This is a genomic window from Thioclava sp. NS-SX20 (assembly GCF_057380695.1).
Genome location: NZ_CM170816.1, coordinates 1783794 through 1809824 on the forward strand (window position 1 = coordinate 1783794; position 26031 = coordinate 1809824).

A 26031-nucleotide genomic window follows, 5' to 3' on the forward strand; every position below is an offset into this window, starting at 1 on the left:
CTTACATGATTCGCGGCCAGCCCGCAATCGGACCGCAAGCAGTTGGGTAAATTTTATGTGGTTACGCTACCACTTGTGCGCCCGACAAAGGGGCGCACAGAAGTTGTGAGATGTCTTACTGCGCGGCCGGAGGCGTGACGGGAGAATCCGTCGCGGCGGGCGGGGTCAGGTCAACACTCGGGATCGCGGCATCATCGGTCTTGCTTTCGGATGCGGCATCCGGCTTGGCCTCGTCCTTGCCCGAAACGGTGAAATTGCCAGCACCCAGACGGTCCAGAACCGAAGATTCGCCCGCATCGCGTGCGGCAACAACCGTCAGCGCCACCGAGGTGCACAGAAAGCCCGCCGCCAGAACCCATGTCGCTTTCGACAGGGCATTGGCCGCCTGACGACCGGTCATCACGCCGCCCGCGCCACCGCCCGAGCTGCCCATCCCGAGGCCACCGCCTTCGGAGCGTTGCAACAGAACAACGCCGATCATCAACAGCGCGAGGATCAGATGAACGGTAAGGATGATGTTCTGCATATGGAGACGGACCTTCTTGCAAAGCTTGCGCCTACTTATTCATATGCCGCCCATCGCGCAACCCCTTATCCCACAGCAGAGGGGGCCCGCAGGGGGGCTGCGCACTCCTTATATATACGCGCCCCTCCCCCCGAGATGTTTTTTTCACCGCATTCACGGCAGTTTTCCCAAGAAACTGGTTCCCCCTCGGGCTTGGCTTCTGTATACCGCCCGAGGTTTTTCGCAGCGCCAAGGAGAGTCTCATGGCCAATGTCGTCGTCGTCGGTGCCCAGTGGGGTGACGAGGGGAAAGGCAAGATCGTAGATTGGCTGTCGGAACGTGCCGACGTCATCGCACGGTTCCAAGGCGGGCATAATGCCGGCCACACGCTTGTCATCGACGGCAAGGTCTACAAGCTGAACGCGCTGCCTTCGGGTGTGGTGCGTGGCGGCAAGCTGTCGATCATCGGCAATGGCGTCGTGCTTGACCCGTGGCATCTGATCTCGGAAATCGAGAAAATCCGCGAACAGGGTGTGGATATCTCGCCCGAGACGCTGATGATCGCCGAGAACACGCCGCTGATCCTGCCGTTCCACGGCGAGCTTGACCGTGCCCGCGAGGCGCAGGTGGCAGTGGCCAAGATCGGCACCACCGGTCGCGGTATCGGTCCGGCCTATGAAGACAAGGTTGGCCGCCGCGTGATCCGCGTCGCGGACCTTGCCGACCCCGCCACGCTGGAACTGCGTGTGGATCGCGCCCTTGTGCACCACAACGCGCTGCGCGCCGGTCTGGGGCTTGAGCCCATCGACAAGGATGCGCTGATCGCCAAGCTGGGCGAGATTTCGGCAGAAATCCTGCAATATGCCGCTCCCGTCTGGAAAGTTCTGGCCGAGAAGCGCAAAGCCGGCAAACGCATCCTCTTTGAAGGTGCGCAGGGCTCGCTTTTGGATATCGACTTCGGCACCTATCCCTTTGTGACCTCCTCGAACGTGATCGCAGGTCAGGCCGCAACCGGCGTTGGCATCGGTCCGGGATCGATCGATTTCGTGCTGGGCATCGTGAAGGCCTATACCACCCGCGTCGGCGAAGGCCCCTTCCCGACCGAGCTGAAAGACGATGATGGCGAGCGCCTCGGCACCCGTGGTCATGAATTCGGCGTGGTCACCGGCCGCAAGCGCCGCTGTGGCTGGTTCGATGCGGCTCTCGTGCGTCAGACCTGCTCGGTCTCGGGTGTCAACGGGATTGCGCTGACCAAGCTGGACGTGCTCGACGGGTTCGAGACCATCAAGATCTGTGTGGGCTACGAGCTGGACGGCGAGCGTCTGGACTATCTGCCGACGGCTTCAGACAAACAGGCGCGCTGCACCCCGATCTATGAAGAGATCGAAGGCTGGAGCGACTCGACCGAAGGTGCGCGGAGCTGGGCCGACCTTCCGGCTGCGGCCATCAAATATGTCCGCCGCATCGAAGAGCTGATCGACTGTCCCGTGGCCCTGCTGTCCACCTCGCCCGAGCGCGACGACACGATCCTCGTCACCGACCCCTTCGCGGATTGATCGCGATGGCGGGGCGACACTTAAGCTGGACGACGCGGCGCAGGCTGGCGATTCTGGTGCTGGTCATCGCCCTGCCGCTTTATGTCGTGGTGGCGGTGACACTGGCCAACTGGCTGGAGGCCCGCTTCGGGCGTCTGCCGCTCTGGGCCGAACTGGCACTGTATATCGGCCTTGGCGTCGCATGGATTTTCCCGTGCAAGCCGGTCTTCATGGGGGTCGGCAAGGCCGATCCCGCGAAACAGTCCGATACCACGCCGTAAACTGCCCATCAAACCTCTTCAAAAGCTCCCGAAACCGCTTCGGGAGCTTTTTCACATTCCCCCCTGTCGAGACCATCAGCAAAGACACGGCATGCCGCCGCCCGCGCACGGGCGCGGGCGCGCGCCGTCCAATGCGGAAGCCCCGAAACGGCACGCACCGTTTCGGGTCTCTTTTCTGGCTTTCCAGTCGGCTTCAGGGCCTGCGTGCCGGTCTCTCAGGCGCGTTTTTCCTCGAGAAAGCGCGACTGCTCCGAGACCACATATTGACCGCGATTGATCTTGGCGATCTTCCCCTGCCGTAGGAGTTTCCCGAAGCTGCGCATCCGGTCCTCGCGCGAATAGCCTGCCCCTTCCTCCAATGCGGTCACCTTGCGCATGATCTGCGGCGCGGTGAAATGCGGCTGCTGCTCGATCTGTGCGGTGTAGGCGGCTGCGGCCTCCAGAAGATCGGCCAGACCACGCGTCCCCGCACGGTCCGCAAATTCGGCAAAGCTGGTTGCCCCCCCTTGCGGGAGACTGTCCTGAATGTCCTCCGCAGCGTCATCGATCTGCTGCGCAATCTCGGCGGTGGTCACCCGACGCGGACGGATCGCCTCTTCCGCCGCTTTGGCCGTGGCCGTGGGATCATCCACCCGCTGCTCCGACACCAGCACCAGCGGTGCCTCACGACGCGGCTCGGCGGCCGTTTGCACCGCTTCCGGCGCTTCGGGGCGGTTGTCGCGATCCTCTCCGGCAACCGGACGGCGCGGGCGCACCGCACGGTCGAGATCCTCGCGATAGGCTTTCGTCTCGTCGGGCTGGGCTTTCTCGCCTTTCAGACGGCGCTCTGCCACCGTCGCAGCCACTGCGGCTTTCAGATGCGCAATCGCCGACAATCTGCGCCGGTTGTCACGCCCTGCAAACTGGGTTTCGGCCTCTTTCATCAGACGCGAGACATCCGCCTCGGAGGCCCCTTCCCCCATGCCCGCCTTCACCACAGCCGGTTCCGCCTCGGGCTCCTCTGCCGCAGCCTCGGCGGGTTTGTCATCAGCGCGTCGGCGGCGCAGGATATCGGTCAGGCTGGGGCCACGCCGCGGCGTGACCTTGGCCGCGCCCTCGGGCTCTTGTGGCCGCTCTGCCTCGGCAGATTGAGGCGCGAGTTCTTCGACCGGCGCGGATGCCTCGTCAGCGTCGCCCTCAGGAACCTCTTCCCCCGCATCCGCAACCTCATCTGCAAGCAAGTCGGCGATTGCGGCTTCGCTTGCATCCTCTTCGGGCATCCGCGGCTGCGGCACCGCCTCTTGCGGGGGCAGGTCAGCCGCCTCTTCGGGGACATCCAGCTCGGCCAAGGTCTTGAGCAGATCTTCCTCATCCTCGGGCGAAAGATCGGCCCCCGGCAGATCATTGGTCGGCACATTCGGCAAGGCTGCGGGCATAGCAGGCGCAGGCTCTTCTGCCGCAGGGGGCGGGGCAACACGCCGAACCTTGATCACGCGGGTCCGAAGCTGCGGACGCACAGGGCGCGGCGCGGCCTCTGCAGCATCGTCCTCCGTGACCTCCGGCGCGGCAGGGGCTTCAACCGTCTGCGGCGTGTGCTCGGCATCCTCCGCCGTTTCTTCCAAGGCCGAAAGCTCTGCTGCCAGACGGGCCTCAGCCTCGCGGGCCTCAGCTTCGGCTTCAAGGGTTCTGGCCTTGACTTCGGCTTCGGCTTTGGCCGCTGCTTCGGCCTCTTCGGCTGCCTTTGCCTCGGCCTCGGCTTTCGCGCGGGCCTCTGCCTCTGCCGCCTGCGCAGCCTGCTCTGCGGCAACCCGTGCGGCCTCTTTTGCGGCTTTCGCTTCTTCCGCAGCCAAACGCGCGGCCTCTGCCTCAGCCTCTTCGGCCTGACGCGCCGCTTCCTGCAGCGCCTCGGCCTCGGCACGAGCAGAGGCTTCCAGCTCGTCGGGCGAGGTGCGGTCGCTCTCGGCCATCTGTGTCAACTCGTCATCCGATACCGGCCCGGAAATATCGAGCGGATCGCCAAATCCCCCTTTCCCGATATAGTCCTGATCCTCCGGCACACCGGCCAGATCTTCCATGAACTCGGCTCCCGAAAGCTCCGGAGCCGCAGCCGCCGCGGCCTCCGCTTTGGAACGGGCCACGACATCGCGGATGCGCGCCAGCTTCGCAGCCACAGACTCCTCCATCCGGGCCGCCATCGGCGCAGGCGTTTTTAGGGGTGTTTGCACCGGTGTTTGCACGGGCACCTGAACTGCCGCGGCCTCTTCCGGCGCGGCGACAGCAGCCTCGGGCTTCTCCGGTGCCAAGGGCCTGGCAGCGACAGAAGGCACAGAGCCCGTTTCCGAAGCACGCAGAATCACCCCGTTTTTCTGGATCTTGGCATCAACGCGGCGCTGGATCTCGCGCTCGGCAATCCGGTGCAGCATCTCCGCATCGGGCTGGGGAGGCTCGGCACCGAAATATCGGTCCTCGGCGGCGAGGTCGCGGAAATATTCCGCAATCGCCTGCATCGTCTGGAACGGCTCGTCAAAGCCCTCAAGCGTGCAGGAGAATGTCCCGTAAGAAACAGTGAGAATCTTATTTGCACCGACCATTTGCTCGCCTCTTTGGACTTCTGTTCGGCTAACCATGTTTCGAAATTGGTGCCATTCAGTGAACGAATAATGGCAATTACAAGGAATTTTACCTATTCAGAGGCCAATCCAGCGCCCCTGACAGGATCAAATAATGACGGAATCGCCTGTATTATCAAGAAAAACCGGCATTACGCTGCTGGGTGGCGGGCAAATCGACCCTCAGGACGTTTACCATGCCATGACAATCGCGCCACATTTGGTCGCGGCAGATGGCGGCGCAAATCAGGCCTTGGCGCTGGAACTGATGCCCGAAGCCGTGATCGGCGATATGGATAGCTTCGATCCGGCCCATCGCGGCAGAATCACGGCAGAACGGCTGCACCACATCGCCGAACAGGACAGCACCGATTTCGGCAAATGCCTGCGCCTGACACAAGCCCCTTTCTATCTGGGGCTCGGCTTTACGGGGCGGCGGCTCGACCATACGCTGGCGGCCCTGTCGGCGCTGGCCCACCCGCCACGTAAAAAGATCATCCTGATCGACGCGGAAGATATCGTGTTCTGCGCGCCACCGGAAATGGCTTTGACCCTGCCGGTCCAAAGCCGCTTTTCCCTTTATCCGCTAGGCCCCTCTGCCGGAACATCCACGGGGCTGCGCTGGCCCATCGACGGCCTGACGCTGGAGCCTTGCGGCCAGATCGGCACCTCGAATGAAGTCACAGGGCCCGTCACCTTGCAGATGACAGGCCCCTGTCTGGTCCTTCTGCCCAAAACCGCTCTTGGCGAAGCGCTAAGGGCGCTGGGATGCGTGTGATCAGAGCTTGGACAGCTTCGATTGCAATTCGGAAAGCTGTTTCTTGATCTTTTCCAGTTCCTCGCGGTCCTCGGAAGCGGCGGGGGCTTCCCGCTCGGGGCCGGTGCCCGCTTTGGGCCAGCCCCCCATCATCGTCTGCAAGAACGCCTGCTGCTGTTTTTGCAGCGCCTCGAACCCCGGCATGGAAGCAATCGGCATACGGCCCATATTCTCCATCATCTGGGACTGGCCCTGACGCAGCATGTCGAAACTTGCCGCCAGAAACTGCGGCACAACGCTTTGCGCCGAACTGGTGTAAGAGCGCACGAGATCGGTCAGCACATCCACCGGCAGAACGCTCTCGCCGCGGCTTTCATGTTCGGCAATGATCTGAAGAAGATACTGGCGCGTCAGATCGTCGCCCGATTTCAGATCGACAATCTGCACCTCGCGGCCATCGCGAATGAAGCGGGCAATATCTTCCAGCGTCACATAATCGCTCGTCTCCGTATTATACAGACGACGGCTCGCGTAGCGTTTGATCAGTAGAGGCTTTTCCGCATCGGCCATGATGATCCTCCCCAGGATATCGTATGAAACGCTATCATGAGGCGCAAATGCCATAAAATCAATAAGAAAGGGGCGAGCCGAAGCCCGCCCCTAAGTCCGTTCCCTGACTGGGAGGATCTTGCCAGAGACCCGGGAGGAAGAGATTACTTCGCGGTCGCTGCTGCGGTGGTCTTTTTCGCAGCCGAAGTTGCCGAAGACGTTGCCGATTTCATGGCAGCGGTGGCATCTTCCGAGAAATCCTTACCGGCGGCCAGCATCAGTTCGACGGTTTCCATCTGCACTTTTTTCGCAACTTCTGCGAAAGCGGCGATGTTTTCCGACGCGATTTCTGCCGAAGCCGACGCGAAGTCGCTGACAGCTTTAGCATAGTCTGCCGGTTCGGATTTGGTGGTTGCGATATCGCTCATTTTGGCGAGCGTTTCTTTGGTCCATTTTGCCGAAATCTCGGTCGATTTCTCGGCAGCATCCAAAGCCACTTTGGACATTTTCTCACCGAAAGCCGCTTGCGCTTTGAAGCCCTCTTGGAACTTCGACATGTCCATCGGCATCGAGGACATCATATCTTGCATAATCTTGGTGAAATCTTGGGTAGTTGCGGCCATTTCGTCGCTCCGATCTGAGATAGAAGGGCCAGGGGTTCGGTCTGCGCGGCCCTATTCGCTACAATGAAGAGTATATGCTGCAGCGCAGAAAATCAAGTCTTTTATGCTGCATTGCAGAAAATTTACACTAGGTAAAGCACAGGACAAGTCTTAAACCACTCGGAAAAATTTTCACAACAAAATTGTCTCGCGAACGTAACTTCCGGGAGCATCCGCCACAATTTCATGCCCGCCTGCTCCGGGCACGCGCGCGGCAACCTGCCGCCCCGACCGTCCGGCCAGCCATTCGGACCAGCGCGGCCACCACGTGCCTTCGTGATATTCGGCAGCCGCATGCCAGTCGTCGGCATCCTCGATCGGGGCCGGACTGGTGTAATGGCCGTATTTCTTCTTGTCGGGCGGATTCACGATCCCTGCGATATGGCCCGATTCTGCCAAGACGAACTGTTTGTCTTTCGACCCCATCTGCGCCACCCCCCTGAACGAGGCACGCCACGGCGCGATATGGTCGGTCTCGCAGGCAATCGCCATAAGCGGCACATCAATATCGGCCAGTCGCAGATCCTCGCCCAACAGGGTAAAGGTCTCCTCGGCAAAGCGGTTCTGCTGGCACAGGCCGCGCAGATATTCCATTGCCATCTTGCCCGGCAGGTTGGTCGCATCGCCGTTCCAGTAAAGCAGATCGAAGGCGGGCGGGGCCTCGCCCATCATGTAGCTGCGGATCGCCGGACGCCAGATCAGGTCGTTCGAGCGCAGGAAAGAGAAGGTGCGCGACATGAAATAGCTCGAAAGCACACCGTCCACACGGCACTGCACCTCCAGCCCGTCCACGAAATCATCCTGCAAGAACGAGACAAACTCCCCCTGATCGGAAAAATCGGTCAGCGTCGTGAAGAAGGTCGCGCTATTGATCGAATGATCACCGCGCTTTTTCATCAAAGACAGCGTCAGCCCCAGAGTGGTGCCCGCGATGCAATAGCCGATTGCGTTGATTTTGGCGACGCCGGTCTCCTGTTTGACCTGCGCAATGGCCTCCAGATAGCTGGCGACATAATCGTCAAAGCCCACATCGGCAAAGCTGGCATCGGGGTTTTTCCAGCTCACGACAAACACGCTGAACCCTTGCTCCACCGCATAGCGGATGAAGCTGTTCTGCTCTTTCAGATCCAGAATGTAGTATTTGTTGATCCAGGGCGGGAAAATCAGCAAAGGCGTGCGATACACTTTCTCGGTGCGTGGCGTGTACTGGATCAGTTCGAACATGCGGCAGCGGTAGATCACCTTGCCCTCGGTCGTGGCCAGATTGCGCCCGACCTCGAAGGCGGTGCGGTCTGCCAATGTCACCAGCAGATCGCCGTGATTGCGCTCGACATCATGCACGAGATTCTCCAATCCCCGCACCAGACTTTCGCCTTCGGTTTCGATGGCGCGTTCCAGCGCGTCGGGATTGGTGGCGAAGAAATTGGTGGGGGCCATCATATCCACCAACTGCTTGGTGAAGTATTTCAGCCGCTTGCGATCTACATCGGCAAGGCCCGGCAGGGCGTCGGTGCCCTCGTCAATGGCCCGCGAGGCGATCATATATTGCTGTTTGACGAAGTTGAAATAGGGATGGGTCGTCCAGAGCGGATTGGAAAAGCGCTTGTCCTCGGGGCCCGGATCCTCGGGCGGACGGAAGCCTTGCGTGGCAAGAGCATGCGTGGCCTGAATATAATGGCTCATCGCATCGCCCCAGTATTTCACCTGCGCTTCGAGAATCTGAGCCGGCTTATCCGACAATTCCCGCATCAGCGCCGCGGTCGTCGACATATACAAATCGACGCCGGGTCCTTCCAAAGAGGGATTCGGCATGCGCCGATGGCTTAACGCATCGACAAGTCGCTGCGAAAGCTGTTCTATCTTTGCAAGATTTTCCTGCATTTTCTGCGATGCAGCAGAAACCTGCGCCTCCCCTGTTGTCATGCCTTCTCGCTCCTCCTATCCTTTTCCCAACCATAGACCTCTCTTCTCTAGGGTAAAGCGGGCATTCAGCAGATTTTCACCTCAGGCGTGTGAAATGTCCGGACTGGTCGGCCAAAGGAGCGACACGATGAAAGGCATCTACAGCTACGATCTGATGGAGAGCATCAGAAACACCAATGAATGGATCGGCGCCTCCGCCCGTGCCATCGCCTCTTACCCGGTGTTCGGCCTCTCGCCCAACCCCGCTTTCCGCATCATGGAATCATGGGGTGCGGTGACCGAACGCAGCTTCTCGCGCATGGTCATGAAACCCGACTGGGGCATCCGTGCCATCGCCGCTGCCGACGGGCGCGATCACATAGTGGAAATAGAAACCCTGATGGACAAGGCCTTCGGGTCGCTTGTGCATTTCAAGGTGCAGGGCCGCGACCCTATGCCGCGCCGCATCCTGCTGGTGGCCCCGATGTCGGGCCATTACGCGACCCTGATGCGCTCGACGGTCATCTCGCTGATGCCCGATGCAGAGGTCTATGTGACCGACTGGAAGAACGCGCGCGACATTCCGGTCAGCGAGGGTAAGTTCGACGTCGAGGATTACACCCGCTATCTGGTCGATTTCATGCGCAAGCTCGGCCCCGATATCAACGTGATCGCGGTCTGCCAACCGGCCCCGCTGGCACTTGCCGCGACCGCCTATCTGGCCGAGGAAGATCCCGAGGCGCAGCCGCGCACGCTGACGCTGATCGGCGGGCCGATCGACCCCGATGCCGCCGACACCGAGGTCACCGATTTCGGACGCCGCATCACGATGGGCCAGCTGGAGCATAGCGTGATCCAGCGCGTGGGCTATCGTTACAAGGGCGTGGGCCGCATGGTCTATCCCGGCCTGATGCAGCTTGCCTCTTTCATCTCGATGAATGCCGAGACCCATGCCAAGTCCTTCTTCGACAAGATCATGGCCGATGCGAAAACCGGCCCTGCCGAGCGTGACCGCCACAACCGCTTTTATGATGAATATCTCTCCGTCATGGATATGACGGCGGAATTCTATCTTTCGACGGTGCAGCGGATCTTCAAGGGGCTGGAAGTGGCCCGCAACCGGTTCAGCATCGATGGCAAGAAGATCGATATCGGCAAGATCACCACAGTGGCGGTCAAAACGGTCGAAGGCGAGAAAGACGATATCTCCGCCCCCGGTCAATGTGTGGCGGCGCTGGATCTGTGCACCGGCGTGCCCGACCATATGAAAGGCCAGCATCTGGAGCCGAATGCCGGCCATTACGGCATTTTTGCAGGCGGCGCATGGCGCAACAATATCCGCCCGATCGTGCTGAAATTCATCGACGAGCATGCCGCGCCAGAAGATGCGGATCGCGAGATCAAGGGCAATAGCGCGGTCACTCCGATGGCACCGCGCAAAGCTGCGGTCCGCAAGGCGGCGGCCTCCGAAACGGCAGCCCCCAAGGCGGCGACCCGTCGCGGGCGCAAACCCGCCGCTTCCAAAACCGAGGCCCCCAAAACCAAGACCTCCGAAACCAAGGCAGAACCGGCAAAAACCGCGCCAGTCAAAGAGCTCGCCAAAGAGGCCGCGCCCGCCGCGTCCCCTGCCCCCGTCCAGCCCGCGCCTGTGGCGGCCCCTGTCGCTGCAGCGCCTGTAACCGCCACACCGGCACCTGTGGCACAGACCGTCGCCCAGAAACCGGAGGGCGCATCCGCAGCGCCACAAACCGCTCCGGCCAGCTCTGCCACCAAGGCGGCAGATCCGCTTCCTGCCGCAAAGGCCGAGGGCAACAAATCCTGAGACAGCCTCGACCATAACTCCATAGAAAGGGCGCGCCACACCGCGCCCTTTTTTACGCCCTAGGCTTCACGGCTTGGGGAGGTTTCCCCAGAAGGCAGGCCGATGCTGCGGGCCCGCTCTGCCGCCGCATCCAGCCCCTCAAAAAGCATCCTGCGCAGCGGCGCGTCGCGCAGCACCTGCAACCCCGCCGCTGTCGTGCCGCCATAGGCAAGCATGTCCCGCACATGGGCCGAGGCGGTGGCGGGCTGGTGCGCCATCATCTGCCCCGCGCCTAGAAAGAGCTGACGGATCGCACGGTCCGCCACCGCCTCTGCGACCCCGCGCGCGACCAGATAGTCCTGCATCATTTCGGCAAAAAGCGCGACAAATCCCGGCACCGGGCCGGTCAATGCGGTGAAAAGCGCCAGAAGCTCTTCGTTTTCCAGACGCTCCACCTGCCCCAAAGCCCCCAGAAACGTCCCGACCTGCGCCATGCCGCGCGCGCCCAGCCCTGCCCCCGCCACCCAGGGCGAATAGGCAAGCCCCTGCTCTGCCGCCGGACTGGACATCGCACGGGCCAGTTGGGCCTCGGGGGCGATCCGTGCAAGCTGGGCCAGATCTATTCCGGCCATGACCGACAGAACCGGCTTGCCCGCCAGATCAAGACGCAATGTCCGCGCCTGTGCGGGCGGCAGCAACAGCACCGCCAAATCGCATCGCGCCGCAAGCTGTCGGTAATCCTGCATCAGGGCAACCGCTTCCAGCCCCTCTGGCAGCGGTTGGTCCGAGCGGCTGAAAACGGTGATATTCCGCGCCGGCATCCCCGCGCGCATCAGCCCCAGCCCGAAAGCGCGCCCAAGCATTCCCCGCCCTCCGACAAGCGCCACTCTCATATCCTGCATCCGCGTCCTCCCTGGTCTGGCGGCCAAATCATGCGGGCGCATCGCCTGCCTGCCGCCCGTCCTGCCAGCCCACGAAAAAACCGGCGCCTTTGCAAGCGCCGGTTCTGGTCTGAAAGCGTCCGGGCGGGTTAGTTCAGGCCACCCAGACCTGCCGGAGCCGGAATGCCAAGGCTTGCATCCCCGCCCTGCGGCGGCGTGGCGGGCTGGCCCGTAGGCGCACCCGGCATGCCCAGCGGCGGCAGGCCAAGCGGGTTGCTATCACCGCCCGAAGGCGCCCCGCCCAGCGGCGCAAGGCCGCCCATTCCGCCAAGACCCGGCATATCGGGCAGCTTCATCTCGATCGTCGACGGATCGATGGTCGGCCCTTTGTAATGCATGACCATCTGCGGGAAGGCGATTACCAGCCCGATCATCGCGATCTGGATGAAGAGGAAGGGCACCGCCCCCCAATAGATCTGCGAGGTCTTCACCGGCGCAATCGTCTTGCCGGTGATCCGGTCGAGATAGGGCACTTTCGGCGCGACCGAGCGCAGGAAGAACAGCGCGAAACCGAAGGGCGGGTGCATGAAGGAGGTCTGCATGTTCACGCCCAAGATCACGCCAAACCAGATCAGGTCGATCCCCATGGCTTCTGCCGCAGGGGCCAGAAGCGGCACGATGATGAAGGCCAGCTCGAAGAAATCGAGGAAGAAGGCCAGGAAGAACACCATCACCGAGACCACCAGCAGGAAGCCAAGCTGGCCGCCCGGAAGCGAGGTCAGCAGATGCTCGACCCAGAGGTGCCCGTTCACGCCGTAGAAGGTCAGCGAGAAGACCCGCGCCCCAAGCAGGATGAACATCACGAAGGCCGACAGACGCGTGGTCGAGGTCAGCGCGTCACGCACCACATCCAGCTTCAGCCGCCCCTTCATCGCCGAAAGGATCAGCGCGCCAACCGCGCCCATCGCCCCACCCTCGGTGGGCGTTGCCACGCCAAGGAAGATGGTGCCAAGCACGAGGAAGATCAGCGCCAGCGGCGGGATCAGCACGATGACCACCTGCTGGGCCAGACGGCTCATGAGGTTGGTCTTCAGCCCGCGGTCGGCCAGCGCGATGACATAGGCCACGATCACAGCGGCAAAGACCGCCAGAATGCCCGCATCATTGGCCGCGTGATTGGTCGCCAGATAAAGATCGGTGCCATAGAAGACCGCGCCCGCGATCGCCAGCACGACAACCAGCGACATGACACCAGAGCCCAGCGTACGCGCCTCTTTCGGCAACGCCGGCATGGCGTTCGGGCGGATGATCGACATCACGAAGACATAGCCCAGATAGAGCCCCATCAGGATCATACCGGGGATCAGCGCGCCTTTATACATATCGCCGACGGACCGGCCAAGCTGGTCGGCCAGAATGATCAGCACCAGCGACGGCGGGATGATCTGCGCCAGTGTCCCCGAGGCGGTAATCACCCCCGAGGCGATCTTGCGGTCATAGCCGTAGCGCAGCATGATCGGCAGCGAGATCAGCCCCATCGCGATCACCGAGGCCGCAACGACCCCCGTGGTTGCCGCCAGAAGCGCGCCCACGATGACCACGGCATAGGCCAGACCACCACGCACGGGGCCGAACAGCTGACCGATGGTGTCCAGCAGGTCTTCCGCCATGCCGGACTTCTCCAGCATCAGCCCCATGAAGGTAAAGAAGGGAATGGCGAGCAATGTCTCGTTCGACAAGACCCCCCACATCCGTTCCGGCATCGCGTTGAGAAGCGGCCAGCTAAGATGGATCGAGCCGCCCGACATCGGCGCCAGATAGACCCCGATCACAAAGAACAGCAGACCATTGGCCGCCAGCGAGAACGCCACCGGATAGCCCAGCAGCAGGAAGATCACCAGCGAGGCGAACATGATGGGCGCAAGGTTCTGCGCGATAAGCTCCATCAACATTACAGAGCCTCCTCTTTCACGACAGGCTCATCGGACATATCGCCGTGGCTGGACTGGCCCGCATGCGGGTCTTCGGTCAGACCGCGCAAAATGGCGATCTTCTTGATGATTTCTGCGATATTCTGCGCAAAGAGCAGCACGAAGCCGATCAGGAGCAGAAGCTTTGCGGGCCACAGGATCAGCCCGCCCGCATTCGTCGAAACCTCGCCCGAACGGATCGACAGCATCACATAGGGATAGAGGAAATACAGCATCAGCGATGTGAACGGCAGCAGAAAGAAGACATGGCCAAATAGGTCGATCCAGTTCTGGGTGCGCCGTTTCAGCGCGCCATAAAGGATATCGATCCGGATATGTTCGTTCTTTTGCAGGGTATAGGCCGCCGCCAACAGGAAAGCCGCCCCGTAAAGATACCATTGCAGTTCAAGCCACGCATTGGACGAGACACTAAACACCTTGCGCACCACCGCATTGACCGCGCTGACAAGGATTGCCAGCAGGATCAACCATGACACAGATTTTCCGATGAATTCATTCACGCGGTCAACAGCCCGCGCGAATGCCAACATGGCACCCATAAGTTTCCTCCCTCACATCGGGTCCCGATGGGCAGGACCGCACTATGACACCCCCCCTCTTGGTGCAGACAGCCGTCTCAGGTCAAGGGGAATGCCTAAATCTGGTGAGATTAATTGACCACTTTGCACTTTTACCGCAACCAATCGGGCCGTTTGCTCCCCATTCAGGCGCATACCTTCCGATTACCACGTCCGGCGCCGTTTTACACCCATTCGCCGCCGAGCGCGTGGCCTTTCTCCGAATCTGCCGCAAATCCGCCCGCCCGGCCGTGGTCAATTTGCGATTATTCCGACAAGCCCCGGCATTTACGCAATAAAGAACCGAATTATATGCCCTCAGGGTTACTTTATTTCCGATTTTGAGATTGACGGCCCTTGCGCGGGGACATAATGTGCCAGCAACCACAGTGAAAGGACTAGCGATGAACTCGCTCCTCGTCGTCATTAGAAGGAAGCGCATGGGCCGTTAAGCGGTTAGACCATGATGGTTCCCATGCGCCCCCGCCACAGGTCGGGGGCTTTTTCGTATCGACACACTGGGTTGGATTGGAACGGGCCCGATATTGGGCAATGGATGGAGTATGCGATGTCACGGCAGATGACTGGCGCGAAAATGGTGGTTCAGGCGCTCAAGGATCAGGGTGTCGAAGTTATCTTCGGCTATCCGGGCGGCGCTGTCCTACCGATTTATGACGAGATTTTCCAGCAGAACGACATCCGCCATATCCTTGTCCGCCACGAACAGGCGGCGGTCCATATGGCGGAAGGCTATGCCCGCTCGACCGGCAAGCCGGGCGTGGTGCTGGTCACCTCTGGCCCCGGGGCGACGAATGCCGTCACCGGCCTGACCGATGCGCTGCTCGATTCCATCCCGCTGGTGGTTCTGTCGGGTCAGGTGCCGACCTTCCTGATCGGCACTGACGGTTTTCAGGAAGCCGACACCGTGGGCATCACCCGTCCCTGCACCAAGCATAACTGGCTGGTAAAAGAGACCGAGGAACTGGCCGCCACGATCCACGAGGCCTTCCATGTGGCGACCTCTGGCCGCCCTGGCCCCGTGCTGGTGGATCTGCCCAAAGACGTGCAATTCGCGCTTGGCACCTATTGCGAGCCGAAACAGGTGGATGTCAGCCATTACGCCCCCAAGGTGAAGGGCGATATCGAGGCGATCACCAAGCTGGTGGAGCTGATCGAAACTGCCAAGAAGCCCGTCTTCTATACTGGCGGCGGCGTGATCAATTCCGGCTCGGCGGCAAGCCAGCTTCTGTGCGAGCTGGTCGATGGCACCGATTTCCCGATCACCTCGACGCTGATGGGTCTGGGTGCCTATCCGGCCTCGGGCAAGAACTGGCTGGGGATGCTGGGGATGCACGGTCTCTACGAGGCCAATCTGGCGATGCATGACTGCGACCTGATGATCAATATCGGCGCGCGTTTCGATGACCGGATCACCGGCCGCGTGGCGGATTTCTCGCCCGAGTCCACCAAGGTGCATATCGACATCGACCCCTCCTCGATCAACAAGATCATCCCCGTGCATCTGCCGATCGTGGGTGATGTGGGCCATGTGCTGGAAGACGTGCTGAAGGTCTGGAAGGCGCGTGGCCGCAAGACCAACAAAGAGGCCGTGGCCGCATGGCACAAGCAGGTGGACGAATGGCGCGCCGTGCGCTGCCTTGCCTATACCGGCTCGGAAAAGACCATCAAGCCGCAATATGCGCTTGAGCGCCTGCAGGCGCTGACCGCCGACCGCGACCGCTATATCACCACCGAAGTGGGCCAGCACCAGATGTGGGCCGCACAATATCTGCATTTCGACAAACCGAACCGCTGGATGACCTCCGGTGGTCTGGGCACCATGGGCTATGGGTTCCCTGCCTCGATCGGGGTGCAGATCGCGCATCCGGAGGCGCTGGTGATCAACGTGGCCGGTGAGGCCTCGTGGCTGATGAACATGCAGGAAATGGGCACCGCCTCGCAATTCCGCGTGCCGGTCAAGCAGTTCATCCTGAACAACGAGCGCCTCGGCATGGTCCGCCAGTGGCAGGAGCTGCTGCATGGCGAGCGCTATTCCTCGAGCTGGTCCGAAAGCCTGCCCGATTTCGTCAAGCTGGCCGAGGCCTTCGGCTGGAAAGGGATCGTCTGTGACAACCCCGCCGATCTGGATGATGCCATCATGGAGATGCTCAACCACGATGGTCCGGTGCTGTTTGACTGCCTTGTCGAGAAGCATGAGAACTGCTTCCCGATGATCCCCTCGGGCAAGCCGCATAACGAGATGCTACTGGCCGCCGATGCGCAGGCCTTCAAAGAGGGCGCAGCCCTCGTGTAAGCCTGATCGGGCGGGTCCGCCCCGCCCGAGCGCTGAAATGCATGGATTGAAAGGAGACAGGCTATGGCCGCTCTGAACATCAAAAAGGGCTCGACGAGCCATTCGGCCTATGACCTACGGGATTTCCATTCCGAGGTCGTGCAAAGCCACACGCTGGCGCTGATCGTGGAAAACGAAGCGGGCGTTCTGGCCCGTGTGATCGGGCTGTTTGCCGGTCGCGGGTATAATATCGACAGCCTCACCGTGGCCGAGATCGACCATAAGGGCCACCGTTCGCGCATCACCATCGTGACCCGCGGCACCGTGGCCGTCGTCGAACAGATCAAGGCCCAGCTTGGCCGCATCGTGCCGGTGCATGAGGTGATCGACCTGACCATCGAAGGTCAAGCCGTTGAACGCGAGCTGGCGCTGATCAAGGTGGTGGGCGCGGGCGACAAGCGTATCGAGGCGCTGCGTCTGGCCGAGATCTTCCGCGCCAATGTGGTGGATTCGACGCTGGAGAGCTTTGTCTTCGAGATGACCGGCGCGCCCGAGAAGATCGACGCCTTCGCAGAGCTGATGCGTCCGCTGGGGCTCAGCGATGTGGCCCGCACCGGTGTTGCGGCGCTGTCGCGCGGGATCTGACCACCGCGTCGACCACCGCGTCACTGGCCCCGAAATACATAAAGGCGCGGCTGTCCTGCCGCGCCTTTAGTCTATTCCGGCACACCCGCTTCCGGAATGACGCCTTCGGAATGTCTGGCTTCGAAATGTCTGTGCAACCGGTCAGGGCGGATCTTGCAAGAAGACATCGCCCATCAACGCCCCCTCGATCATTTTGACCAAAGCGGCCGCCCGCCGCGCCTCTGCCATGTGACGTTCCAGAACCGCGCCCGCATCGGCTTCCACACGGATCGCCCCACGCCTGTTGCTGCCCCGCGCCGGCGGGCTCAGGCGCGCCATCTGCGCCACGGCATCATTTGCAGGCTGTGGACGCGCCGCGTCGTTCTCATATTGCGGTGCGCTGTAGCTCACCAGATCACACCCCTTTTCCAAGGAAGCAATGCGCACAGAGCTGCCCTGAAAATATCGATGATCGTAAACGGGGTCGTTCGCTTTGAAAGTGCAACTCACGATACGGATCATCAGGCCCTCCCTGCCATCGATCGCCTTCGTGCAAGGCAATTGAAATAACCGAACCCACTATTCACCGTAGACAAGAGAATAGAGGCGCAAAAGTTCTTTCTGCCTCTCAGGAAGATGTTCCAGTGCAAACGTTAAAAAAACCCAAAGAAAGTATCTATTATTTGAAAGATTCTGGCAGGTTGAGCCAGTCCCGCAGCGCCTCGGTGACCACCTCCGGTTGCTCGAGCGGCGCCAGATGCCCCGCCTGCGGGATTTCCTTGTAAACGCCATGCGGAATCAGTTCGGCCAGAAACTGGTGACGGCGCGGCGGGCAAATCGTATCGGCCTCGCCGCAGAGCAAAAGCGCCCGCAGGCGGGCCGTGCGCAGCGACCGCTGCTGGTCGGGGCGGCGCATCAGCGCCCGCGACTGGGCGGCAAACCGGTCAGCACCCAGGCTGCCTGCCATATCCAGCAAGATCGCCTGAACCGTAGCGCGATGTTCGCCCGCAGCCAGAGCCTCCGCAGGCACCTCTTCCAGCATGGCATCATCCAGACGCCCGATTTTGGCCCGCAGGATCCGCTGCTCGCGCAACCCCGCCATTGTGGGTGTTTCTGTCAGGGGCGACACGTTCATCAGGGCAATACGGCTGATCCGCTCGGGGGCCTGCTTGAGCATTTCCATCGCCACCAGCGCGCCCAGCCAATGCCCTGCCAAAGCAAAACGCGGCGGCGCATCCGCCAGCACCGCCTGCGCCATCGCCTCGACGCTCTCGCCCCGCAGCGGACAGACCATCACCGATCGTTCTGCGGAAAGCTCTGCAACCTGATGCCAATACATACGGGCATCGCACATAAAGCCCGGAAGCAGAACCAGTGGTTCAGCTGTCATCGCTCGAATTCCCTCTTCCTCTTGTGGCGGCTTCACCGCTCTTGACGCCAATGTGACGCAAGGGCGGTGGAGATTGAAGCGGAAATGTCATCTCGGGGTTATAACGGCGGCCGCAAGCGACCGGATCAGGGGTGATCCCTTACGGAATACGGGCCAGCACATCGGCGACGGCACGCTCGATCATCTTCAGACAAGCCTCATCCGAGAAACGGTGATCGGCGCCCTTCACCAGTTGCAGCGTCATATCGGGGCAATCGGCGTGATTGAGCAGCCGGATCGCCCAGTCATAGGGCACAGCCTCGTCATTGGTGCCCTGCAGAAGCCGCGTCGGGAAGGGCAGCGACAGCGGGTCGCGCAGCACCAGACGGGTGCGGCCCTCGTTGATCAGGCGGCGCGTGATGATCATCGGTTCGCCATAGTCCGAGGGGATCGCGATCTGCCCTTCGGCTTCCAGCTTATGCTTGGTGTCCTTGTCGAAACTGGCCCAATAGCCGTCCTCGGTAAAATCAGGTGCCGCAGCAATCGTCACCAGACCGGCCACACGGTCGGGGATCGTGCGCGCCACCAGAAGCGAGACCCAGCCACCCATCGACGAGCCCACCAGAACCTGCGGCCCTTTGGTCAGCGTGGTGATCGCCGCCATCGCGTCCTCAAACCAATCGCCAATCGCGCCTTCCTCGAAGGTCCCTGAAGACACCCCGTGGCCGGAATAATCGAACCGCAGGAAGGACTTGCCCTGAGCCTTCGCCCATTGTTCCAGCGCCAGCGCCTTGGTGCCCTCCATATCCGAGCGCAAGCCCCCCAGAAACACGATGCCCGGCTCGCTGCCCTCGATACGGTTATAGCCGATCTTGCGGCCTTCGGGTGTGGTCAGGAAATCGGTCATGTCTGAACCTCGGTCAATTTCGTTGCAATCCAAGCGCCTGCCACAGACATCACAAGAAACACCCCGATGACAAGGGGCACCGAGACACTTCCCAGTGCGGCAGCCCCTGCCCCCGCCACCAGCAGGAAGATGCCCACGACCGTATTCGAGACCGCCGTGTAATCCGCCCGCTCGCCCGGCCCCGACATATCTACCAGATGGGTAGAGCGCCCCTGACGCACCCCATGATAGGCAAGCATCAGGCAAAACAGCACGACAGGCATCGCCCAGATGGTCTGCGCCAGCCCCATAGCGTTCATCCCCAAGGCCAGCGCCAAGCTGACCGCCGCCGCAAGCCCCGCATAGATCAGCACGCGGCGCGAGGAGCGGTCCGCCAGCCGGCCCCAGATATAGGCCGACAGAAAGGCTGCCACGGAGGAGGCCAGCACCAGCCCGCCCAATTCGGCAAAATCTTGACTGCCCTTGGAGGCCAGAAGCACCAGATAGGGCGGCGCCAAAGCCGTACCGACCAGAAGCGCGCGCGCCATAATGAACAGCCGCAGCTGGCGGTCTTCGCGCATCAGGGTCCAAGGGTTGGGCAGTCCCTGGTCACCCGTGCCGCCATCGTCATCCTCGACCATCAGCGCCATCATCACCGCGCCAATCCCCCAGCCGATAGAAGCCAGAAAGATCGCCCATTCGACCAAGGCATAGCGATCCACCGGCACAAACAGCAGCACCAGCGCAAAGATCACCACCGCCGCAGAGCCGATCGTCGAGGCCGTGCCTGTCACCGTGCCGCGGCGGCTTTGGCCAATCGTCTTGCCCAGCACATCCTTATAGGCCACCGAACAGGCCGAGCGCGCCACCGCCAGCACCGCCAGAAGTGCCACGATCACCGCACCCGCCAGAGCGCCCTCAAGCCGCAGCCCCGCCAGCGCGATGCCGCCCGCTGCAAGCCCCTGCACCGCCGAGCCCAAAGCCCAGACCCATTTACGCCGTCCCCGCCCGTGGATCAGCGCCGCCGTGAAGATCTGCGGCAAAAGCGCCCCCGCCTCGCGCACGGGCACCAGAAGCCCCGTATAGAAGGCCCCTGCCCCCAGATGGCTAAGAAGCCAGCTGAGCACCAGCTTCGGGTCAATCAGCCCATCCGCCGATTTCGTCCCCGCCAAGCCAACGATATGACGCAGAAAATTCGAAGGCTCGGCCTTGCGGGGGGCGGGTTTCAGGCCGCCGTCGCGGTCGGGGTCGTCCACAAGGCGGCGGAAGAGGGAACGGCTGAACTGGCTGGGCATGTAGACCTCGCTGAGACTTCCATAGATAACGGTGCTGTGAATGGGGAAGTTCCGCCATAGGCACCCGTTTTTATGGACATTCTTTATCGAAGACTTGACACCGTTTCCTGCGGGTTCCACAAGGCCCCCGAATACATAACTTGCAACCGGGCGTTCCGTGGGCGCCAAACCGACGAGGAGGACTCAGATGTCCCAGATTACCCTCACCTTCCCCGATGGAAATCAGAAGCAGGTCGATGCCGGCATCACGCCGATGGAAATCGCCGAGGGCATTTCCAAATCCCTGTCGAAGAAGGCGATCTCTGCGCAGGTGAATGGCCAGCATTGGGATCTGCAATGGCCGATCAAGGAAGATGCGCAGATCGCCATCAACACCATGTCCGATGATGCGCCCGCGCTGGAACTGATCCGCCACGATCTGGCCCATATCATGGCCCGCGCCGTGCAGGAGATCTGGCCGGATGTGAAAGTGACCATCGGTCCGGTCCGCGACAACGGCTGGTTCTATGATTTCGACCGCGCCGAGCCCTTCACCCCCGAAGACCTTGCGGTGATCGAGAAGAAGATGCGCGACATCATCAACGCCCGCGAGCCGGTGAAAACCGAGCTGTGGTCGCGCGAAGACGCCATCAAATATTACGAGGACCGTGGCGAGCCCTTCAAGGTCGAGCTGGTCAACCGCATCCCCGAAGGCGAAGACCTGCGGATGTATTGGCATGGCGACTGGCAGGACCTCTGCCGTGGCCCGCACCTTGTCCATACCGGCCAGGTGCCCGCCGATGCCTTCAAGCTGACCCATGTGGCGGGCGCCTATTGGCTGGGTGATTCCAGCCGTCCGATGCTGCAGCGGATCTATGGCGTGGCCTTCAAGACCAAGAAGGACCTGAACGCCTGGACCACCATGATGGAAGAGGCCGCCAAGCGCGACCACCGTCGTCTGGGCCGCGAGATGGACCTCTATCACATGCAGGAAGAGGCCCCCGGTCAGGTCTTCTGGCATCCCAATGGCTGGACCATCTACACCACGCTGCAAGACTATATGCGCCGCAAGCAGCGCGCCGACGGCTATGTCGAGGTGAACACCCCGCAGGTGGTGAACCGCAAGCTCTGGGAAGCTTCGGGGCATTGGGAAAACTATCAGGAGAACATGTTCATCGTCGAAGTGGACGAGGATCATGCCCGCGAGAAAACCGTCAATGCGCTGAAGCCGATGAACTGCCCTTGCCACGTGCAGGTATTCAACGTGGGGCTGAAATCCTATCGCGACCTGCCGCTGCGTATGGCCGAGTTCGGGTCGTGCAACCGCTACGAGCCCTCGGGCGCACTGCACGGCATTATGCGGGTGCGCGGCTTTACGCAGGATGACGCGCATATCTTCTGTACCGAGGCGCAAATCGAGGAAGAAACCGCCAAGTTCATCAGCTTCCTTGCGGGCATCTATGCCGATCTGGGCTTCGAGAACTGGACGATCAAGCTCTCGACCCGCCCCGAAAAGCGCATCGGCACGGAAGAAAGCTGGGACCGCGTCGAGGCGGCGCTTGGCAATGCGTGCAACCACGCAGGCTATGAATACGAGATTCAGGAAGGCGAAGGGGCGTTTTACGGGCCGAAACTCGAATTCACCCTGACCGATGCGATTGGCCGCGAATGGCAATGCGGCACGCTGCAGGTGGACCCCAACCTCCCCGAGCGTCTGGATGCCAGCTATATCGGGCAGGATGGCGAGCGTCACCGCCCCGTCATGCTGCACCGCGCCGTGCTGGGCTCGTTCGAGCGCTTCATCGGCATGCTGATCGAGAACTTCGCCGGCAAGTTGCCTTTGTGGCTGGCGCCGCGTCAGGTGGTTGTGGCCTCGATCGTGTCGGATGCCGATGACTTCGTGCGCGAGGTCACTGCTGCATTGACGGCCCGTGGCATCCGTGCCGAAGCCGATACGCGCAACGAGAAGATCAACTATAAGGTGCGCGAGCACAGCCTCGGCAAAGTGCCCTATATCTTTGCCATCGGGATGAAAGAAGTTGAGGACCGGACCGTTTCGGTGCGTCGTCTGGGGGAGAACCGCACCGAGACCGTCGCATTGGACGAAATTATCGCAACGCTTGCATCGGAAGCCCTGGCCCCCGATCTGCGCTAATTTTTCGGGCAAAATGCCATGCGCCGTGACGCCATATCACAGAAAGGTGAGAGAGTTCGCTCTCTCGCCATTTCGTCATTGCATTTTCATACGCATGGTTCATGTTCGTACTCGCGTGTAACGCTGACTTTCTACCCCGTGTCCTAAGGGCTGCCGGGCGACTTGGAAGACCAGGCAGCACGGCCCGGTTGCAATCTCGCCGCCGGGAAGACCTGAAGGAGACTACGGGAATGGCCACTGGCACCGTAAAATGGTTCAACACCACCAAAGGCTACGGCTTCATCGCCCCCGATGAAGGCGGCAAAGATGTGTTCGTCCATATTTCTGCAGTTGAGCGCGCAGGGCTGACCGGCCTCGCCGACAACCAAAAGATCGAATACGAACTGATCAGCGGCCGTGACGGTCGTGCCTCTGCTGGTGAGCTCAAGGTTCTCTGAGCTTCATAGTCAGATGACGAGACGGCCCGATTCCATCATCGGGCCGTTTTATTTTGTCGGCACCCTCCCTGCCCCGAAGACCCACTCGGGCACACCTGCCCCCGCAGTTCCGGAACAAAGCAAAAGCGCGCCGGATCAGGCGCGCAGGTCTAGGAGCTTGTCCAGAAAGCAGAGTATCGAAAGGCCAAGGCTTATTCGCGCAGATCACCTTCCGGCACACCCAAAGCCGCAGCCGCCCGCAGCCGAAGATCGGATCCCAGCGCCTCTTTGCGGCATTCGATCCGCGCGAGCTGTTCCGGCGAAATCCCGACCGCATCTGCCAGACCCGCAGTCGACAGATTGGCCGCATGACGCCATGCGCAAAGCGGCGTTGCGCCCGCAGTAATCCAGGCAAGATGCACCCAATAATCGGGACGGACGGAAGTCACACGGGTAACCGGCGCACCCATAAGCTGGGCGGGGCTTGCAAGCTGAACCATACGGAATCCTTCCGTTACTGCGTCTTTTCATTACTCTGAACGACAGAGGTTAAAAATTCCGACGCGGAAAACTGATACATCAGGAAAGAAACATAAGCTGGTAAACAAAGTTCCCGCCCAGCCCAAATTTTTATGCCAGCCAGAGCCCCTGAACATCTTTCGCCCAGCCCAGCGTCATTTGCCCTGCCTCCTCAAGCACAGGACGTTTCATCAAGGTAGGGTGTAGGGCCAGAAGGTCTTTGACGGGCGTGGCGCGTTCGGCCTCGTCCAGCCCCCGCCATGTGGTGGAGGATCGGTTCAGCAGCTTGTCCCCGAAAGCCTCGTAAAAGGCCGCCAGCTTTTCCGCCGACAGAGGCGTTTCGCGAATATCGTGAAAGATCACGGTCTTGCCTGCGGCCTCCAAGGCTTTGCGCGCTTTGCGGCAGGTATCGCAGGTCTTGATGCCATATAGATCCATATCAGTCCCTCAACAGCCCCCCATCCAGCCGGAGCACCCGATCCATACGCTGTGCAAGCTCCATATTATGGGTCGCAATCAGCGCCGAAAGATTCGTCTCGCGCACGAGATCCATCAGCGCCGCGAATACCGTATCCGAGGTCGCCGGATCAAGATTGCCGGTGGGTTCATCCGCCAGAAGCAGGCGCGGTTTATTGGCCAAGGCGCGGCAAAACGCTACCCGCTGCTGTTCGCCGCCCGAAAGCGCCGAGGGGCGGTGGCTGGCGCGGTCTTTCAGGCCGACGCGCTCCAGCAGGGAGCGGGCATGAGACACCGCCTCGGCACGGGCGACCCCATTGGCCAGTTGCGGCAGCACGATATTTTCCTCGGCGGTAAATTCGGGCAGCAGATGATGGAACTGGTAGACAAAGCCCAGCGAATTCCGCCGTGCCGCCGTACGCCACTTGTCGGAGGCGCGCCCCAGATCCTCACCGTCAATCTGCACCTCGCCGGTATCGGGCGTATCCAGCAGCCCCGCGATATGCAGAAGCGTCGATTTACCGGTGCCCGAAGGCGCGACCAGTGCCACCACCTGCCCCGGTGCAATCGCCAGATCAAGGCCCCGCAGCACAGCGATCTCTTTGGCCGTGCCACGGTTATAGATTTTCTCGATGCCGGAGAGCTTCAACACATCACTCATAGCGCAGGGCCTCCACAGGGTTCAGACGCGCCGCACGACGGGCCGGAAAAATTGTCACCACAAAGCTGAGCCCAAGCGACAGGCCCACGGATTTGACCACATCCATCACCTGCAGCTTGGCGGGCAGCTCGTAGATGCCGCGCACCGAGGCATCCCAGACATCGCCGCCATTAAGCGCATTCAGCCCGTCCATGATGTGCTGGATATTCAGCGAGAACACCACCCCCACGACCAGCCCCGCAAGGGTGCCGATCACGCCGGTAAAGGCGCCACACAGAAAAAACACCCGCAGGATCGAGCCTTCGGTCAGCCCCATCGTGCGCAAGATCCCGATGTCGCGGCCCTTGTTCTTGACCAGCATGATCAGGCCCGAGGTGATATTCATCGAGGCAATCAGCACCAGCACCGACAGGATAATGAACATCACATTATCCTCCATCGTCAGCGCCTTGAGAAAACTCCCCGAGCTGTCGCGCCATGTCCAGAGCATGGTGCCCTCGCCGCCCGCCTCCATAAGCTGGGGCGTCCAGTTATCCACATTCTCGGGGTCGGTCACACTGACATCAATCTCGTCGGCCCCACCCTCGCGGTTGAAATAGCTCTGCGCCTCGGTGAAGGGCATATAGATACGGGTCTGGTCGATGTCATAGCGCCCCGCCGAGAAGATATAGGTCACCGTATAGGCCGAGACCCGCGGGCTGGTGCCAAAGGCGGTCTTGGCCCCTTCGGGCGACAGAAGGCGCAGCTTGTCCCCCAGACCGATGCCAAGGTCGCGCGCCATGCCGGACCCGATGGCGATGCCCTGATCGAAATTGTCCAGACTGCCAATGGCCTGATCCGAATGCGCCACGCCGGGGATTTTTTCCAGATCCGCTTTGCGGATGCCGAACACCTCGCCCACATTGTTGCGGTCGTTGAACGTGGCCATCACCTGCCCTTTCACCAAGGGCGCGGCATCTGTCACACCGGGAATTGCAGCGATGCGCTTGGCGCGTGCGTCATAATCACGGATGATCCGGCTATAGACGCCCGAGCCCTCCACCACCTCGGTTGGTGCCGAATAGACCGTGACATGGGGGTTTGCACCAAGAATGGTATCCACGAATTCCGCGCGGAAGCCCGCGCGCACGGCCAGCGTGATGATCAGCGCAGCCACCCCCAGCGTGATGCCGATCAGGCTGATCCAGGTCATCACCGAGACCCCGCCTTCGGCCCGACGTGCCCGCAAGTAGCGCCAGGCAATCATGAATTCAAACGCCGAGAAGGGCCTGCTTTGGCCAGCCATATGGTCTCTCCGGATAATCGTAATCGCGCGGCACAGTTGCGGCACGCGGGGGAAAGGTCAAGCGCTGGCCGGTGCCACCTGCAT

General features: G+C 61.3%; 23 protein-coding genes and 1 pseudogene. 8 read left to right on the forward strand and 16 right to left on the reverse strand.

Going from position 1 to position 26031, the window contains the following annotated elements; all coding sequences use genetic code 11:
* Window positions 1-115: 115 nt before the first annotated feature.
* Window positions 116-526, reverse strand: a complete 411-nt coding sequence (secG, locus tag AC2ISB_RS08625; RefSeq protein WP_339107826.1) for a preprotein translocase subunit SecG — start codon at window positions 524-526, stop codon at window positions 116-118.
* A 242-nt stretch (window positions 527-768) separates the two neighbouring features.
* On the opposite strand from secG, the gene AC2ISB_RS08630 reads away from it, so the two are divergent.
* Complete coding sequence (locus AC2ISB_RS08630; RefSeq protein ID WP_339107827.1) at window positions 769-2061, forward strand: adenylosuccinate synthase; 1293 nt, start codon at window positions 769-771, stop codon at window positions 2059-2061.
* Window positions 2062-2066: 5 nt separating this feature from the next.
* Window positions 2067-2321 carry a DUF2842 domain-containing protein gene (locus AC2ISB_RS08635; RefSeq protein WP_339107828.1) on the forward strand — a complete coding sequence of 85 codons (255 nt, stop codon included), beginning with the start codon at window positions 2067-2069 and terminating at the stop codon, window positions 2319-2321.
* 215 nt (window positions 2322-2536) lie between these two features.
* Here AC2ISB_RS08635 and AC2ISB_RS08640 read toward each other — a convergent pair whose 3' ends face one another.
* On the reverse strand, window positions 2537-4891 hold the full coding sequence (locus AC2ISB_RS08640) for a hypothetical protein (RefSeq protein ID WP_486574725.1): 2355 nt from the start codon (window positions 4889-4891) through the stop codon (window positions 2537-2539).
* A gap of 133 nt (window positions 4892-5024) precedes the next feature.
* Between AC2ISB_RS08640 and AC2ISB_RS08645 the strand changes: the two genes are divergently transcribed.
* On the forward strand, window positions 5025-5687 hold the full coding sequence (locus AC2ISB_RS08645) for a thiamine diphosphokinase (protein WP_486574726.1): 663 nt from the start codon (window positions 5025-5027) through the stop codon (window positions 5685-5687).
* Here the strand turns inward: AC2ISB_RS08645 and phaR are convergent, their stop codons facing one another.
* From phaR to phaC, 3 genes are all read right to left on the reverse strand, one after another.
* Window positions 5688-6236 carry a polyhydroxyalkanoate synthesis repressor PhaR gene (gene phaR / locus AC2ISB_RS08650; protein WP_406721078.1) on the reverse strand — a complete coding sequence of 183 codons (549 nt, stop codon included), beginning with the start codon at window positions 6234-6236 and terminating at the stop codon, window positions 5688-5690.
* Window positions 6237-6379: 143 nt separating this feature from the next.
* The gene (locus tag AC2ISB_RS08655) at window positions 6380-6838 is read right to left on the reverse strand and encodes a Phasin (protein WP_339107832.1); all 459 of its coding nucleotides are present in this window, start codon (window positions 6836-6838) and stop codon (window positions 6380-6382) included.
* A 171-nt stretch (window positions 6839-7009) separates the two neighbouring features.
* Complete coding sequence (gene phaC / locus AC2ISB_RS08660) at window positions 7010-8800, reverse strand: class I poly(R)-hydroxyalkanoic acid synthase (RefSeq protein ID WP_339107833.1); 1791 nt, start codon at window positions 8798-8800, stop codon at window positions 7010-7012.
* 127 nt (window positions 8801-8927) lie between these two features.
* On the opposite strand from phaC, the pseudogene phaZ reads away from it, so the two are divergent.
* Window positions 8928-10169: pseudogene (phaZ, locus tag AC2ISB_RS08665) on the forward strand (polyhydroxyalkanoate depolymerase); the annotation flags it as partial.
* Window positions 10170-10660: 491 nt separating this feature from the next.
* Here phaZ and AC2ISB_RS08670 read toward each other — a convergent pair.
* The 3 genes from AC2ISB_RS08670 to AC2ISB_RS08680 all read right to left on the reverse strand — a co-directional run bounded on the left by AC2ISB_RS08670 (window position 10661) and on the right by AC2ISB_RS08680 (window position 13991).
* Complete coding sequence (locus tag AC2ISB_RS08670) at window positions 10661-11482, reverse strand: pyrroline-5-carboxylate reductase family protein (RefSeq protein ID WP_486574727.1); 822 nt, start codon at window positions 11480-11482, stop codon at window positions 10661-10663.
* Between the two features lie 128 nt (window positions 11483-11610).
* The gene (locus AC2ISB_RS08675) at window positions 11611-13410 is read right to left on the reverse strand and encodes a TRAP transporter large permease subunit (protein WP_406721679.1); all 1800 of its coding nucleotides are present in this window, start codon (window positions 13408-13410) and stop codon (window positions 11611-11613) included.
* A gap of 2 nt (window positions 13411-13412) precedes the next feature.
* Window positions 13413-13991: a TRAP transporter small permease subunit gene (locus AC2ISB_RS08680; RefSeq protein WP_339107835.1), complete on the reverse strand. Its 579-nt coding sequence runs from the start codon at window positions 13989-13991 to the stop codon at window positions 13413-13415.
* A 586-nt stretch (window positions 13992-14577) separates the two neighbouring features.
* Here AC2ISB_RS08680 and AC2ISB_RS08685 point away from each other — a divergent pair.
* Window positions 14578-16323 carry an acetolactate synthase 3 large subunit gene (locus AC2ISB_RS08685; protein ID WP_339107836.1) on the forward strand — a complete coding sequence of 582 codons (1746 nt, stop codon included), beginning with the start codon at window positions 14578-14580 and terminating at the stop codon, window positions 16321-16323.
* 63 nt (window positions 16324-16386) lie between these two features.
* Window positions 16387-16947: an acetolactate synthase small subunit gene (gene ilvN / locus AC2ISB_RS08690; RefSeq protein ID WP_339107837.1), complete on the forward strand. Its 561-nt coding sequence runs from the start codon at window positions 16387-16389 to the stop codon at window positions 16945-16947.
* Between the two features lie 141 nt (window positions 16948-17088).
* On the opposite strand, the gene AC2ISB_RS08695 is transcribed toward ilvN, so the two are convergent.
* The 4 genes from AC2ISB_RS08695 to AC2ISB_RS08710 all read right to left on the reverse strand — a co-directional run bounded on the left by AC2ISB_RS08695 (window position 17089) and on the right by AC2ISB_RS08710 (window position 20476).
* The gene (locus tag AC2ISB_RS08695) at window positions 17089-17337 is read right to left on the reverse strand and encodes a hypothetical protein (RefSeq protein ID WP_486574728.1); all 249 of its coding nucleotides are present in this window, start codon (window positions 17335-17337) and stop codon (window positions 17089-17091) included.
* A gap of 268 nt (window positions 17338-17605) precedes the next feature.
* Window positions 17606-18316, reverse strand: a complete 711-nt coding sequence (locus AC2ISB_RS08700) for an alpha/beta fold hydrolase (RefSeq protein ID WP_339107839.1) — start codon at window positions 18314-18316, stop codon at window positions 17606-17608.
* Window positions 18317-18455: 139 nt separating this feature from the next.
* Window positions 18456-19202 carry an alpha/beta hydrolase gene (locus AC2ISB_RS08705; RefSeq protein ID WP_486574729.1) on the reverse strand — a complete coding sequence of 249 codons (747 nt, stop codon included), beginning with the start codon at window positions 19200-19202 and terminating at the stop codon, window positions 18456-18458.
* Window positions 19199-20476 (reverse strand): MFS transporter, encoded by a 1278-nt coding sequence (locus AC2ISB_RS08710; RefSeq protein WP_486574730.1) that lies wholly within the window; start codon window positions 20474-20476, stop codon window positions 19199-19201. Before AC2ISB_RS08710 ends, AC2ISB_RS08705 begins: the two co-directional genes overlap by 4 nt.
* A gap of 187 nt (window positions 20477-20663) precedes the next feature.
* On the opposite strand from AC2ISB_RS08710, the gene thrS reads away from it, so the two are divergent.
* Together thrS and AC2ISB_RS08720 are read left to right on the forward strand one after the other, a co-directional pair.
* Window positions 20664-22610, forward strand: a complete 1947-nt coding sequence (gene thrS / locus AC2ISB_RS08715; RefSeq protein ID WP_486574731.1) for a threonine--tRNA ligase — start codon at window positions 20664-20666, stop codon at window positions 22608-22610.
* A 230-nt stretch (window positions 22611-22840) separates the two neighbouring features.
* The gene (locus AC2ISB_RS08720; RefSeq protein WP_339107843.1) at window positions 22841-23047 is read left to right on the forward strand and encodes a cold-shock protein; all 207 of its coding nucleotides are present in this window, start codon (window positions 22841-22843) and stop codon (window positions 23045-23047) included.
* Between the two features lie 191 nt (window positions 23048-23238).
* Here the strand turns inward: AC2ISB_RS08720 and AC2ISB_RS08725 are convergent, their stop codons facing one another.
* The 4 genes from AC2ISB_RS08725 to AC2ISB_RS08740 all read right to left on the reverse strand — a co-directional run bounded on the left by AC2ISB_RS08725 (window position 23239) and on the right by AC2ISB_RS08740 (window position 25947).
* The gene (locus AC2ISB_RS08725) at window positions 23239-23526 is read right to left on the reverse strand and encodes a helix-turn-helix domain-containing protein (RefSeq protein WP_339107844.1); all 288 of its coding nucleotides are present in this window, start codon (window positions 23524-23526) and stop codon (window positions 23239-23241) included.
* A 130-nt stretch (window positions 23527-23656) separates the two neighbouring features.
* On the reverse strand, window positions 23657-23983 hold the full coding sequence (locus tag AC2ISB_RS08730) for an arsenate reductase family protein (protein WP_339107845.1): 327 nt from the start codon (window positions 23981-23983) through the stop codon (window positions 23657-23659).
* A gap of 1 nt (window position 23984) precedes the next feature.
* Window positions 23985-24662 carry an ABC transporter ATP-binding protein gene (locus tag AC2ISB_RS08735; RefSeq protein ID WP_486574732.1) on the reverse strand — a complete coding sequence of 226 codons (678 nt, stop codon included), beginning with the start codon at window positions 24660-24662 and terminating at the stop codon, window positions 23985-23987.
* Window positions 24655-25947: a lipoprotein-releasing ABC transporter permease subunit gene (locus AC2ISB_RS08740; RefSeq protein ID WP_339107847.1), complete on the reverse strand. Its 1293-nt coding sequence runs from the start codon at window positions 25945-25947 to the stop codon at window positions 24655-24657. Before AC2ISB_RS08740 ends, AC2ISB_RS08735 begins: the two co-directional genes overlap by 8 nt.
* Between the last annotated feature and the right edge of the window lie 84 nt (window positions 25948-26031).

What these genes read in the sequence shown, in the direction of transcription:
- secG (WP_339107826.1), bottom strand. Translation starts at nt 526, where the DNA reads ATGCAGAACATCATCCTTACCGTTCATCTGATCCTCGCGCTGTTGATG.
- AC2ISB_RS08630 (WP_339107827.1), top strand. Translation starts at nt 769, where the DNA reads ATGGCCAATGTCGTCGTCGTCGGTGCCCAGTGGGGTGACGAGGGGAAA.
- AC2ISB_RS08635 (WP_339107828.1), top strand. Translation starts at nt 2,067, where the DNA reads ATGGCGGGGCGACACTTAAGCTGGACGACGCGGCGCAGGCTGGCGATT.
- AC2ISB_RS08640 (WP_486574725.1), bottom strand. Translation starts at nt 4,891, where the DNA reads ATGGTCGGTGCAAATAAGATTCTCACTGTTTCTTACGGGACATTCTCC.
- AC2ISB_RS08645 (WP_486574726.1), top strand. Translation starts at nt 5,025, where the DNA reads ATGACGGAATCGCCTGTATTATCAAGAAAAACCGGCATTACGCTGCTG.
- phaR (WP_406721078.1), bottom strand. Translation starts at nt 6,236, where the DNA reads ATGGCCGATGCGGAAAAGCCTCTACTGATCAAACGCTACGCGAGCCGT.
- AC2ISB_RS08655 (WP_339107832.1), bottom strand. Translation starts at nt 6,838, where the DNA reads ATGGCCGCAACTACCCAAGATTTCACCAAGATTATGCAAGATATGATG.
- phaC (WP_339107833.1), bottom strand. Translation starts at nt 8,800, where the DNA reads ATGACAACAGGGGAGGCGCAGGTTTCTGCTGCATCGCAGAAAATGCAG.
- AC2ISB_RS08670 (WP_486574727.1), bottom strand. Translation starts at nt 11,482, where the DNA reads ATGCAGGATATGAGAGTGGCGCTTGTCGGAGGGCGGGGAATGCTTGGG.
- AC2ISB_RS08680 (WP_339107835.1), bottom strand. Translation starts at nt 13,991, where the DNA reads ATGGGTGCCATGTTGGCATTCGCGCGGGCTGTTGACCGCGTGAATGAA.
- AC2ISB_RS08685 (WP_339107836.1), top strand. Translation starts at nt 14,578, where the DNA reads ATGTCACGGCAGATGACTGGCGCGAAAATGGTGGTTCAGGCGCTCAAG.
- ilvN (WP_339107837.1), top strand. Translation starts at nt 16,387, where the DNA reads ATGGCCGCTCTGAACATCAAAAAGGGCTCGACGAGCCATTCGGCCTAT.
- AC2ISB_RS08700 (WP_339107839.1), bottom strand. Translation starts at nt 18,316, where the DNA reads ATGACAGCTGAACCACTGGTTCTGCTTCCGGGCTTTATGTGCGATGCC.
- AC2ISB_RS08705 (WP_486574729.1), bottom strand. Translation starts at nt 19,202, where the DNA reads ATGACCGATTTCCTGACCACACCCGAAGGCCGCAAGATCGGCTATAAC.
- AC2ISB_RS08710 (WP_486574730.1), bottom strand. Translation starts at nt 20,476, where the DNA reads ATGCCCAGCCAGTTCAGCCGTTCCCTCTTCCGCCGCCTTGTGGACGAC.
- thrS (WP_486574731.1), top strand. Translation starts at nt 20,664, where the DNA reads ATGTCCCAGATTACCCTCACCTTCCCCGATGGAAATCAGAAGCAGGTC.
- AC2ISB_RS08720 (WP_339107843.1), top strand. Translation starts at nt 22,841, where the DNA reads ATGGCCACTGGCACCGTAAAATGGTTCAACACCACCAAAGGCTACGGC.
- AC2ISB_RS08725 (WP_339107844.1), bottom strand. Translation starts at nt 23,526, where the DNA reads ATGGTTCAGCTTGCAAGCCCCGCCCAGCTTATGGGTGCGCCGGTTACC.
- AC2ISB_RS08730 (WP_339107845.1), bottom strand. Translation starts at nt 23,983, where the DNA reads ATGGATCTATATGGCATCAAGACCTGCGATACCTGCCGCAAAGCGCGC.
- AC2ISB_RS08735 (WP_486574732.1), bottom strand. Translation starts at nt 24,662, where the DNA reads ATGAGTGATGTGTTGAAGCTCTCCGGCATCGAGAAAATCTATAACCGT.
- AC2ISB_RS08740 (WP_339107847.1), bottom strand. Translation starts at nt 25,947, where the DNA reads ATGGCTGGCCAAAGCAGGCCCTTCTCGGCGTTTGAATTCATGATTGCC.